We start from the raw sequence: 12,238 nt of genomic DNA, 5'->3' as shown, positions 1-12,238 counted from the left end.
CCGATAGGACGTGATAACAGCTTCCGTCCCGGCGAGGGTCGTCCAACTCAAAGAAAAATTCAGCTACATTCATTTCCCAAAGGTCGGGCTAACTTACCACTTCATGCAATTGCCCTACTGTGAGCATAAGTTTTTGATTTTTTTGTAGTTTGGTCATTACAAAATTACAAATTTTACTTATGCTTACTTTTCCTATCAACACCTTTCAAGAACTACCCCATACATCTCTAAATTTAAGTTAATAGGGCAACTGGTGAAAAAAATAGATGGCAAATAACTTTGAGATAAAGGTTGCTCATGAATGCGATTTTCTTTGCAGAAATCGCATTTGGCATTGTGATTGCATACTTTTCATACGTTTAAAACGTTATTTTTACGGAAGTTTTATATTTTATTTTAAGGTAAACTATTGAAAGTGAGTTGTTTAATGCAAAACAAGGAACACTTAACCTCGTCTCTTTACCCCCAAATCCTTCTACTGTTGGGGATTTCAGGAATATTTTTGGGTTGCGCTCAGTACAGTACGGGACGTTTGAGTGTAGGTTATCATAATCTTACTGCCAAATACAATGCCTACGTCATCGCTCGTGATAAGATGAAAGAGGCAGATATTGCATTGCGCAAAAACCGAAAAGAGGATTACAATCAGCTGTTACCAATCCTATCACCGTTAGATTCTGTAGAGGCCAGAAGCGTAGATGCGTTGTTACAGGATGTAATTAAGAAAGCTTCCTTGGTTCCCGACCGCCATCAAAACAGTCGATGGGTAGACAATGCACTCGTTCTTATTGGGAGGGCGCGATTGTATAAAGGACAATTTACGGATGGCATTGAAACATTGCGTTACGTAAATGCCAAAGGACGGGATGAAGAAGATAAACATGAAGGATTGATTTGGCTGATGCGGGCCTATGTCGAGACTAAAGACTATAACAGTGCATTGAGTGTGGCTGAATTTTTGCGCAGTCAACCGCTTAACGATGAAAATACCCGCAATTATTATTTAGTGAAAGCGTATTTACACCAGCAAAAACAGGAATATCCGCTCGCCTTGGGAATATTGGAAGAAACATTCAACTTGATGCCCAAGAATGAAGAAACCGCACGCATTCATTTTGCAGCGGCTCAAATGTATGATTTGTTGGATAAACCAAAAGCTGCCAACCTACATTATGAAGCCGTAGCGAAAAATCGACCTTCATATGATTTGGGTTTTTTTGCCAACATGAATGCTCTGCAAAATGCGGCACTGACCGATGCGACTATTTCGACGGAAGGTGGTTTTAAGAGAATGCTCAACGATCGTAAAAACAGTGACTTACGTGATCGGCTCTATTACTCGATGGGCGTCATCGAAACCCGAAAAAAGAATTATTCTAAAGCCATTCAATTCTTTCAAAAGTCAGTTCAACAAACAACTACGAATACTACACAAGTACCTTACACGTACTTGGAAATGGCTAAAGTTTATTACGACAAACTTCAAAATTATGAACTGGCTAAAGCATATTTTGACAGCTCCTTGATTTTACTGCCGCCTAATTCTCCTCAATTCCAAAAAGTAAACGAGCGTAAAGATGTGCTCGATGAATTTGTAAAACAGATTACCACCATTCGTACCGAAGACAGTCTGCAACGTTTATCGCAGATGAACCCGGCTACATTGGATAAATTTTTGGATGGACTTATTGAAAATGAAATTGCTGAACAGGAACGGAAAGTAAAAGAGGCAGAGAAATTGGTGGCTCAAGCCCAAGCAATGAGTACTAATTCCGTTGATTTTGATGGTAACCCGGCAGATCGCTTTGTTTTGTATAATGCCGTAGCAGTCAATACTGGAAAGATGGAATTCAGACAGCGTTGGGGAAATCGGACGTTAGAAGATGATTGGCGGCGCAGTGCAAAAGTTGCCACACTTTTGACTCAAACGGATAATATTACTCCCGTAGCAACCCAAAAGCCGACAGGTAATGTACCATTGGTGGGAAGTGATTTATCTAAAATGACGAAAGACTCACCTGATTGGAAAGCTAAAAAAGATGCCCTATATAGAAATATTCCACTCCGTAAACAGGAGTTGGAAGCGTCCAATCAACGAATTGAAGATGCGTATTACAAATTGGGTAAAATCTATAAATTCAGTCTTGAAGAACCCGAAAATGCCGTAAAAACCTTTGAAAAGACCTTGGCACGTTTCCCCAATTCCAATTATAAACCTGAAATTTATTATTTACTTTATCTGACCGTCTCAAAAAGTACGCAGGAAGGATGGAAAGAAAAGTTGCTTGCGGAGTATCCCAATTCGTCCTACACTCGTTTGTTGACCAAAAATAACGGAACCATAGCGGCCTCTGGAAATTTGGAATTGGAAGCAATCAAAGATTATGAGAAAATTCTGGCCCTGTATCAGATAAATAATTACTCCGAAGCGTATGCCCAATTGGAAATGGCTATTGTCACCTATGCAGGCAGTAAAATGGAAGATAAATATGCCGTATTGCGCATTTATCTATTGGGTAAGTTACAAGGAAGAGAAGCCTATCTAAAAGCGCTGAACAGTTTTATAAAAGACTACCCTACGAGTACTTTGTTGCCTCGCGTAAGAGAGGTGTTGGAAGCTCAGCAGTCTACTACAGTTAAGAAAAATGGTTAAGTGAGCCGAGGATTTGTTCTATATTATTAAAAAATTCTTATAATTGCGCTTAATGTCTGTGTTATCTATATAACTCCACTATGGCTTTTTTGAAAGGGAAGTACCGTAAATCTATTATTCGATTCTGGCAAGTAGCTGCTCTCGTCATCGGAGGCACCGTTTTATACATTACAGCGGTTTATTTTAATTTTTTCTGGTTATTTGGGGGGATGCCTGATCTTCGAGCCATAGAAAATCCCGAAAGTCAGGTTGCATCGGAGATTCTTACTGCTGATGGGCAAATGCTTTCCAAGTACTTTATAGAAAACCGTACTCCAATTGAGTTCGACCAATTATCACCCAATGTCATTAAAGCTCTCATTGCCACGGAGGATGCCCGTTTTGTAAAACACTCCGGTATTGACCCGCGCTCCATGTTTCGGGTTTTTAAGGGAGTAGTATCCAGTGACCAAGGGACAACAGGTGGAGGAAGTACATTGACGCAGCAGTTGGCTAAAAACCTTTTTCAAACCCGCAGCGAAAAATACAAAGGTTCGTTGGGAGATTTACCTTTAATTAAGACCGTCATTGCCAAAACCAAAGAGTGGATATTGTCGGTACGCTTGGAGCGAAACTATACCAAGCAGGAAATCATGATGATGTACCTCAATACGGTATCTTTTGGAAACAATGCAGAAGGGATAAAAACAGCTTCCAAAACGTATTTCAAAAAAGAACCGTGGAATTTGGAACTCTCAGAGGCGGCATTGTTAGTGGGAATGTTGCAAAACCCCTCTCGTTATAATCCCCGGGTGTTTAAAGAACGTACGTTGGAACGGCGCAATGTCGTATTGGGTCAAATGATGAAATATGGTTTCTTGACTCCCGAAACGTTTGCAAAAAATAAAATCAAGCCCCTTGGACTGAATTTCAATATTGAAAATCATAATTCAGGCCCTGCACCCTATTTCCGTGAAGTACTCCGCGATTGGATGAAAACGTGGTTGGCTCAATACAACAAAGAGAACGGAACCGAATACGATTTATATACTGACGGTTTACGGATTTATACTACCATTGATTCGAGAATGCAGAATTATGCAGAGCAGGCAGCCGAGGAACACATGAAAGATCAACAAATAAAGTTTTTTAATCATTTCAAAGCCCTGAAAATGAATCCTTGGGTAGTAAAAGGTACCAACGGCGGATACGTGCCGGATCCCGGGTTTGAAAAAAGAGCCGTAAAACGCAGTTGGAGATACAGAGAGTTGAAGCGAGCCTTTGGAGATGATGAAGAACGAATTTGGAAAGAACTCCGGAAACCTACTAAGATGCGTGTTTTTTCGTGGAGAGGTGATCGGGACACGATTATGAGTCCGTTGGATTCCATTAAGTACTATAATAAATTTTTACGTATTGGGATGGTTTCGATGGATCCGCGCAACGGAGACGTAAAAGCATGGGTTGGAGGAATTAATTATAAACACTTTAAATACGATCAGGTATATCAGGGCAAAAGACAACCAGGTTCTACCTTTAAACCTTTTGTCTACTGTTCGGCCATTGATAGAAATTTTGTAACACCGTGCGAGACTATTGTCGATCGACAGGTATGTATCGGAGATTGGTGCCCTAAAAATTCTACAGGAACCTATTCAGGACAACCTCTTACTCTGCGTCAGGCCCTGGCAAAATCTGTCAACTCAATCAGTGTTTATTTAATGAAAATGGTAAAGCCCAAAAAGGTAGTGGAGTATGCGCATAAATTAGGTATTACCAGCCCGATTCCGGAAGAAGTTACCATTTGTCTCGGAACTCCTAACGTGTCCGTATTTGAGATGGTAAATGCCTATTCTACTTTTGCAAATAATGGTAAACACGTGGAGCCGCGTTTTGTTACCCGGATTGAAGACAAAAACGGGCGTGTATTGGCTGATTTTCCGATTCAGGAAAAAGAAGTTATCAGCCCAAGTGTGGCTTATCAGATGCTTTTTATAATGCGTGGTGCCGTAGAAGACCCTTGGGGTACCGCTCAACGTTTGCGGACGCAATATAACTTGTCGGATAATAACGACATTGCTGCCAAAACAGGAACTACTTCCGATTATACCGATGGTTGGTTTATGGGTATGACCCCCAATTTGGTAACGGGCGTTTGGGTAGGGGGGGAAGACAATCACGTTCACTTCACATCAATGGAGTTTGGACAAGGGGCACGGATTGCAATGCCTGCCTGGGGAAAATATATGCAAAAAGTATACGCTGATCCCGATTTGGCCGGCAGTGAAAAATCTCCCTATCGAAGAGAACGTTTCTTTAAACCCGATGGAATGGAAGCAAACATCGGCTGTGGTGGGGTGAAAATAGACAGTGTCAATACGTACTTACGACCTAAAGTGACAGATGATGAAAGTATTCTGTTTTAAGCGTATATATTCCACCAGTCGGTTTTTTACACATCATCCATGAAAATACTTCTCGCTCCCGATAAATTTCGCGGTTCGCTCACCGCCCCCGAAGTGTGCGAAGCGATGAGGGAGGGGATTTTAAAAGCCGTACCCAATGCCGAAATTTCAGCCATTCCTATGGCCGATGGGGGAGAAGGGACTGCCACCATTTTGACCTTCAATGCAGGAGGTCAAATGCTTACGGTTGCTGTTTCTGACCCGTTGGGAAGAAAGATAAATGCCGAATTTGGACTCTCAGCGGACGGGCAAACTGCTTATCTTGAAATGGCTACTGCCTCTGGCTTACGACTTCTTCAATCGGAGGAACGTAATCCATTGTTGACTACGACTTTTGGGACAGGGGAACTTATACAAGAAGCTGTCAATAAAGGAGCCAAACAACTTATTTTAGGGATTGGTGGCAGCGCAACCACTGACGGAGGGATTGGTATGGCGGCGGCACTGGGCTGGCATTTTTTAGATAAAAATGACCAAAACCTGAATCCTATCGGCGAGAATCTTATCTGTATTCAGAAAATCATTCCTCCAATTACTTTCCCTTCTATTGACATACAAGTTGCTTGTGATGTTACAGCCCCTCTTTACGGGCTATACGGAGCCGCGTATGTGTATGCGCCTCAAAAAGGCGCTGATGCTGAAATGGTAGTAAAATTAGACGAAGGTTTAAGGCATTTAGCGACGATTATACAACGCGATTTTGGAGTCGATTTAGCACAGGTTGAAGGGACGGGAGCTGCAGGAGGTTTAGGGTTCGGTTTGTTGTTTTTCCTAAAGGCAACACTGAAAGAAGGTGTTAAAATTGTCATGGAGCAAACAGGGTTTGAAGAAAAGCTTCGGGGAGTTGATTTGATATTTACGGGAGAAGGGAAAATTGATGAGCAGACCCTTCAAGGTAAACTCATTGCGGGCATTGCTCAAGCTGCTCACCAGAAACAAATTCCTGTTGTTGCATTATGTGGCACCCTTTTGATTTCAGCCGAAGAGGTACAAAGTATTGGATTAAACTATGCCGCTTCCATACTCAACCGACCCATGACTCTCGACGAAGCAATTGCGTATGCACACCAAGGTGTAAGCGAAAGTGCGTATCTGCTGGCAAAACTGTTTTTAGCTTTGCGATAGTTGGATTATTTCTGTGTGAGTCAGCAGGGTGATAAATTTGTGATAAGGTTAATCCTCAAAAAGTTATTACATCTGGAAAGGGTGTGTTACGCAGTTCATTCAATTCAAATAATTCATTCTTAGGCTTAAAATGCGCAGTATTTCGGTGCTTACGCCAGCCCCATTTAAGCTTCCAATGGGGGGGTGAAATTAAACTTCGCTGGTTTGAAAATGGTTTCATGCTGTTTTTGTGTAAAGTAACAGCATTTATATGACTTGATTGTGAATGGAGTGTGACCTTACTGTAAACCCTTTGATATCTCTGATTTTTATTCCATTCGATTGTAAATAAGGCGTTTGAAAGGGCAGATAACTTAAACGCTCCTGCCATCCATTCATTCCGAGATGAGAGGCAGAAGCGCTTAGGGGAAATAAATATTCTAAAATCGAAGGAAAAATTATTTGTATTCTGTGTCTACGTCAGCAAAGATGCGACCGCAGTGTTCACAAACGATAATTTTCTTTTTCTCCCGAATATCAGCCTGACGCTGTGGAGGAACGACGTTAAAACAACCTCCGCAGGCACCGCGTTTTACGGTTACCACTCCTAAACCATTGCCGGAGTTAAGGCGAATTTTCATATACGACTTGAACAAACGCTCGTCTACTTTCGTAGCTTGTAAATCACGTTTCTCAAGCAGTTTTTTCTCGTCTTCGTGGCTTTCGGAGGTAATGGTATCGAGTTCCTGCTTTTTAGCTTTTAAATCTTCCCGACGTTCTTTGAGTAATCCATCGGTAGTCGCAATTTCTTCCTTTTTAGCTTTGATCTTAAAATCCGCTTCGCGGGATTTTTTCTCAGCAAGTTCGATTTCGAGCGTTTGAAGCTCCATTTCTTTCGTGATTGCGTCGTATTCGCGGTTATTGCGGACGTTCATCTGCTGTTCTTTATAGCGGGCAATTAACTTTTCAGCATCTTTCTTACCCGCTTTATAGCGGCTGATTTCGTCATCAAGAACGCTGATTTCGCTGTTGTACTTTCCGATACGGGTCTCGAAACCCGCAATGTCATCTTCTAAATCCCGTACTTCTTCGGGCAAGTCGCCGCGGATTTTCTTGATGTCATCCAATTGTGAGTCAATTTGCTGCAATTTAAGCAGTAAGTCTAATTTCTGCGCGACGGTCAGTTCCATATTTGTTGGGTTTGAAGTGTGGTATATGAAGTGCGGAGAATGATTTTCGAACACCTGATAGCCGACACTTTACACGTAGTAATTTACTGGATTGGTAATAGTTTCCGACAAAATTGTCGCAAAATTAGGGAATTTTTTCGACAAATATCGTTGTAATAATTCTTTTGTAAAAACTTCGCTTTCATAGTGTCCAATGTCACAAATAATGATGCGCCCATCGGCATCAAAAAACTCATGGTACTTGAAATCGGCCGTAATAAAAACATCCGCTTCAGCACGAACAGCATCATTTAATAAAAAGCTGCCAGCCCCTCCGCAAACTGCTATTTTTTGAATCGTATCTTTGACCAAAGCCGTGTGTCGAATAACATTCAAGTTCATGTTTTGCTTCAAATAAGCCAGAAAATCGTGTACAGACAATGCTTCCGGCAGATTTCCCACCGCCCCGGCACCTACTTCCTGATGTTGGTTCTGAAGTAAGGTCAAATAATGGGCAACTTCCTCGTAAGGATGTGCGTTACGCAAAGCAGCCATCACCTGATTTTCTAAATAAGCAGGAAAAATTACTTCAATGCGGTTTTCAATTACTGCTTCGTCTGTATTAACTGTTCCAATATGAGGATTGGCATTTTGATTGGGGCGAAACGAACCAGTTCCCCTGACCTGAAAGCTGCAATGGTCGTAGTTGCCGATTTGCCCAACACCAGCATTATACAGTGCATCCAATACATTTTGAGTGTTTTCAACTGGTATAAAGATGACTAATTTCATCAATACATCATTTTTTGGAGCCAAAATGTGTACGTTTTGAAGGCCTAAACGTTCCGCAATCATAAAATTAACTCCGCCAACTACGTGATCAAGGTTTGTATGGGTTGCATAAATGGCTACGTCATTTTTAATGGCCTGCATGACTGTGCGTTCGACGTAGTTTTTACCATTCAATTTTTTGAGCCCTTTAAAAACAATGGGATGATGCGCTACAATGAGGTTACATCCTTTGGAAAGCGCTTCTTCTACGATTGTTTCCGTAGAATCCAGCGTTACTAAAATTCCTGTTACGTCCGTTTGTGGATTTCCCACAATCAAACCGGCATTGTCGTAGGACTCCTGAAGCGAAAGGGGGGCAAGTGTTTCTAAAAAATTGGTAATATCTTTAATTTTTGACATTTTTTTGATAATTGTAACTCTTTAGTAATCAGAATTGTTAGCGCATAAAACGCGATTTTTATAAAAAAAATAGGCTTTTTTATCAGTGAAAGTATTGCAATGAATGCTAAAAATACTACTTTTGCACCACTTTTAAGCGAAATAGAAACGCAAAAAGTAATAATAAAAGATTTTTAGTAGTGTTCTTTTTAGTCAAATGGTTCGGTAGTTCAGCTGGTTAGAATACCTGCCTGTCACGCAGGGGGTCGCGGGTTCGAGTCCCGTCCGGACCGCCAAAATAGTATTAAACCCCTTGACTATCAATTAGTTAAGGGGTTTTTCTTTTTAAACTGTAAATGAGACTGTAAATATTTGCAGATTGCTCTATTCCCTATAAACGGTCAAAAATGGTTTTTAATCATTTCCTTCCCTGATTTGAGGCATCCAAACGTACCATTCAACTAAAGATTTGGCGTTTATTGCGTTAGTTTTATTCCTCAACTGTCTTTCTGTTCTGTTTGCCTCCCGTCAATTTTAATTAAAAATGAAGAACTACTACGGAATACTTGGAGTAACCAATAATGCTTCAATAGCTGAAATTAAAGACGCCTATCGGAAACTTTCTAAAAAATTTCACCCAGACAAAAATGAAGGTGATAAATTCTTTGAGGAAATGTTCAAGTCTATTCAAGAAGCATACAGCACACTATCCGATGAACAGAAAAGGAAAGATTATGATATGAGGTTCAAAAATTTTACAAATAGTAGTTCTTACCAAGAAGCAGCGCAAGAAGCATTGAGAAAGGAGGCTGAAAGATTAAGGAAAGAAAGAGAGCAGTTTACGAGGCAGCAATTTGAATTTGCGCAAGAAGCACTTAGGAGGGAGGCAGAAATACTAAAAAAGGATAGAGAGTTATTTGAGCAGCAGCAAACAAATTTTAGAAATAAGCCTAAAGAATCAGACAACTATTCTAAAGTTTATGAGGCCATAAAAAAGGATGTTTCGATAGCTAAAAACAAGACTGTCAATGTTTTTAAAGGTGTTTTACAAGTTGTCGCCGGTATTGCCTTGGTTGTTTTTGTTGGATGGATTATTTTTTTGTTTGTAACGAAACCAGATAATAGGCAAACCATAAATTCTGAAATTAATGGTATTTCTCAAAATGAATATGATAAGACAGTGCAATCAACTCAAAATTTATCAATAGAAGAGCCTGCTAAAGTAGATGAAGAACCAGCCGAACAATTAGAGGCAATTAATGTTAATCCTAAAATTGCAGAAGGAATATACAAATTTTATTATCTTGATAGAAATCATACTTACCGCTCAATTGATGTTTCAGGAAACTGCGAAGTCTATTTATCAAAGGGTAAGACCTTCATTAAAGGCAAAGGAACAAATAATAAAATAGGAGAAGAATATGTTGAATTAGACTTTAATGGAGGTGCTGTTTTAGATGATGGCAAAATCTATTTAGATGTCTTTATTAAAATAAATGAAAGCTATAAAAAAGAAATGAACTTTATACTCGAAATGAACGATAAAGGAAATTGGGTAGAAACAATAGGGACTAATTTTATGTTCTTATTAGAACTGAATTAACTAATAAACTTATCGTTTCACGGACCTAACTCCTATTCCATCATGACAATAAGCTTTTTTGCAACTCTTCTGACATTAAAAAATTATCAGAAGTAGGAAGGAGAAGGTCAACATCTTGATTAATTTTGCACTATTTTGAGTTGGTAACCTCTCAGGTATTGATTTTCTTATTCCTTAGCAAGTAACGAAATATTTTCTACTACTAATCAGCTTGTAACAGATTAGAATAAATGGCTTGAATACCCATTATTTCCATCATTTTACGTGATTTTTTGACACGAATGGCAATTCTGTGAGCACACTAAAATAGGTGTTTTGTAACAGAATCTGTTAATTTCATGCCTCAGCAGCCAATTTTTGGCACTTTCTTTACAAAGTTGGGAATAGGTAACTGAACTTACCCAGCCCGAAAAAAATAAATAGTGGTGGCTAATGCTCAAATACGATTATCGGACAAGTTTTTGAATGCAAATGAAATTGTTGTAAAATACAATAAACCCACTTCAAGGGGTTAGCCCCCATTCCTCCAAGGCTAATAAGCTTTTTTTGATACCCTCCCGCCATTAAAGGAATATGATAAGTAGGGAACCCAATTTTTAGAATTTAGGGTTTCCCAAAGTCGGGTTATGCCTTTTTTAATAAAGGCATTCAATAATTGCAATTTCCTACGTAATTAGTATGTTGTAAAGAGTTTCTTTACAAATGTTACATTTTTCAGCAAGGAATGAGGTCAAAATTATATTAGGTAGAGTTGTGAGCTTAAATTGGACATTTTATAGCTATATATGAAGGCATATAATGTCCTAAGTTTTCATTTTTAAGGTCGGGTAAAATGTCCAAACTTTTTAGCAATTCACTTACCTTTTCCGCTATAAGTTGTCCTACTGTTTCACGGAGTCCGGTACCGTATTTTTTTACAACTTGCTCAAATCGTTCCCGGTAGTAATTGCGTTTTTTTCGGTCTTCCAAGTCCCGCCAAAAGTGTGGATTCATCCCTTGTTCATAAATCTTTCGTTCAGGACCTGACATTTGATTTGTATCCAACTTTTCCCCAATCATTAAACCTTTATACGTCTCACATAATTCAACGCCTAAACGCCTCAATTTTACGATGTCCAACAAATCCGCTAACGTCCGAACCTCTACCCCTGCTAAATGTACCATTGCCATTGTTTTTACTTCAAACCTTAGTACGTTGGTATCAAGTCGGTATTGGTGTTTTTTGTCGTACACCTTCACAATGTAGTTTTGTTGCACCCATTGCAAAAGATAACCTTTGCCGTTAAACATTCGCATTTCGGGGAGTTTGAACCGATAGTTCAGAATAGTATCCAAGAACTTGGAGGGGGAGGTATCAAGTAAGATATTTACCCCAAACTCTACGTTGTGGAGGCTCACGCGGTCGGGGGAGGTTTCCAGTAATGCCACCACCTCCCCAATTGTTTCCACCAATCGCACATAATTAAATCCGTCGTAATTGTGCGCTCCATCGTTGGCGAATACGTGCAAGCTACCAGTTATCTCCACAAAACCCGATGGAAATACTACAATTTTCAGGTTTTTAAACTCAAGGGTTCTGCAAATCTCCTTTTCTTCGCCTGAATCGGGGTCAACCTTAGTCTTAACCTCAATTTCAAATTTGGGGTTTTTTAGTAACCATTCGGCAAAACCTTTATCGTTTATTCGTAACTTTATGAAATCAATCATTTGCCTTGGTAAATGTTTATAAATCGAACATATTGAAGGAAAAAGGAGCGTAAAAATTGCGCTCCTTTCTTGTCTCAAACTACTTTAAAAAATTCCGAACTATTCACAACCGGTGGGCTATACATTAGTTTGAATCCGTTTGATTGAGCCTAACAAATCACTTTCGCGGTACAGCACGCGCCGTCCTTGCCTATGGGCTGGGATAGTTCCGTCTTTCGTCCGGCTCCAAAGTGTTACGATATTGATTTTTAAGAACCTTGCCGCCTCTTTACAGGTTAAACGCACCTAAATGGTGTTGTTTTTAATAATATTGAGCAAGTACTGGTCATTCCAACCTGCTTTTTTACGCCTTTCTTTGATACTATGCTTGTCATTTTGCTGTTGTAAT

At 39.8% G+C, this 12,238-nt stretch carries 8 protein-coding genes and 1 tRNA gene; 5 read left to right on the top strand and 4 right to left on the bottom strand.

The window, feature by feature from the left end; all coding sequences use genetic code 11:
- The first annotated feature begins 427 nt into the window (after positions 1 to 427).
- The 3 genes from Q0081_RS26600 (at position 428) to Q0081_RS26590 (ending at position 6,222) form a co-directional block, all read left to right on the top strand.
- Entirely contained in the window at positions 428 to 2,653 is a 2,226-nt protein-coding gene (locus tag Q0081_RS26600; RefSeq protein WP_298360772.1) for a tetratricopeptide repeat protein, read from the top strand.
- An 80-nt stretch (positions 2,654 to 2,733) separates the two neighbouring features.
- A complete protein-coding gene (locus Q0081_RS26595; RefSeq protein ID WP_298360771.1) occupies positions 2,734 to 5,058 on the top strand; it encodes a penicillin-binding protein 1A in 2,325 nt (774 codons plus the stop codon).
- A 39-nt stretch (positions 5,059 to 5,097) separates the two neighbouring features.
- Entirely contained in the window at positions 5,098 to 6,222 is a 1,125-nt protein-coding gene (locus tag Q0081_RS26590; protein ID WP_298360769.1) for a glycerate kinase, read from the top strand.
- A gap of 437 nt (positions 6,223 to 6,659) precedes the next feature.
- Here the strand turns inward: Q0081_RS26590 and Q0081_RS26585 are convergent, their stop codons facing one another.
- Entirely contained in the window at positions 6,660 to 7,391 is a 732-nt protein-coding gene (locus tag Q0081_RS26585) for a zinc ribbon domain-containing protein (protein ID WP_298360767.1), read from the bottom strand.
- Between the two features lie 69 nt (positions 7,392 to 7,460).
- A complete protein-coding gene (locus Q0081_RS26580; protein ID WP_298360765.1) occupies positions 7,461 to 8,561 on the bottom strand; it encodes a Nif3-like dinuclear metal center hexameric protein in 1,101 nt (366 codons plus the stop codon).
- A gap of 198 nt (positions 8,562 to 8,759) precedes the next feature.
- Here Q0081_RS26580 and Q0081_RS26575 point away from each other — a divergent pair.
- Together Q0081_RS26575 and Q0081_RS26570 are read left to right on the top strand one after the other, a co-directional pair.
- Positions 8,760 to 8,836, top strand: a tRNA-Asp gene (locus tag Q0081_RS26575).
- A 248-nt stretch (positions 8,837 to 9,084) separates the two neighbouring features.
- The gene (locus Q0081_RS26570) at positions 9,085 to 10,143 is read left to right on the top strand and encodes a J domain-containing protein (RefSeq protein WP_298360763.1); all 1,059 of its coding nucleotides are present in this window, start codon (positions 9,085 to 9,087) and stop codon (positions 10,141 to 10,143) included.
- 759 nt (positions 10,144 to 10,902) lie between these two features.
- Here Q0081_RS26570 and Q0081_RS26565 read toward each other — a convergent pair.
- Positions 10,903 to 11,850: a hypothetical protein gene (locus Q0081_RS26565; protein ID WP_298360761.1), complete on the bottom strand. Its 948-nt coding sequence runs from the start codon at positions 11,848 to 11,850 to the stop codon at positions 10,903 to 10,905.
- 117 nt (positions 11,851 to 11,967) lie between these two features.
- Positions 11,968 to 12,135, bottom strand: coding sequence for a helix-turn-helix domain-containing protein (locus Q0081_RS32020; protein ID WP_409034103.1), 168 nt, complete (start codon positions 12,133 to 12,135; stop codon positions 11,968 to 11,970).
- Positions 12,136 to 12,238: the final 103 nt, after the last annotated feature.

This window comes from Runella sp., from assembly GCF_027484545.1.
GTDB lineage: Bacteria > Bacteroidota > Bacteroidia > Cytophagales > Spirosomataceae > Runella.
This window is presented reverse-complemented; position numbering and strand designations above follow the sequence as displayed.

Coding starts and splice junctions, on each gene's coding strand:
- Q0081_RS26580 (WP_298360765.1), bottom strand. CDS start 8,561: ATGTCAAAAATTAAAGATATTACCAATTTTTTAGAAACACTTGCCCCC.
- Q0081_RS26600 (WP_298360772.1), top strand. CDS start 428: ATGCAAAACAAGGAACACTTAACCTCGTCTCTTTACCCCCAAATCCTT.
- Q0081_RS26590 (WP_298360769.1), top strand. CDS start 5,098: ATGAAAATACTTCTCGCTCCCGATAAATTTCGCGGTTCGCTCACCGCC.
- Q0081_RS26565 (WP_298360761.1), bottom strand. CDS start 11,850: ATGATTGATTTCATAAAGTTACGAATAAACGATAAAGGTTTTGCCGAA.
- Q0081_RS26595 (WP_298360771.1), top strand. CDS start 2,734: ATGGCTTTTTTGAAAGGGAAGTACCGTAAATCTATTATTCGATTCTGG.
- Q0081_RS26585 (WP_298360767.1), bottom strand. CDS start 7,391: ATGGAACTGACCGTCGCGCAGAAATTAGACTTACTGCTTAAATTGCAG.
- Q0081_RS26570 (WP_298360763.1), top strand. CDS start 9,085: ATGAAGAACTACTACGGAATACTTGGAGTAACCAATAATGCTTCAATA.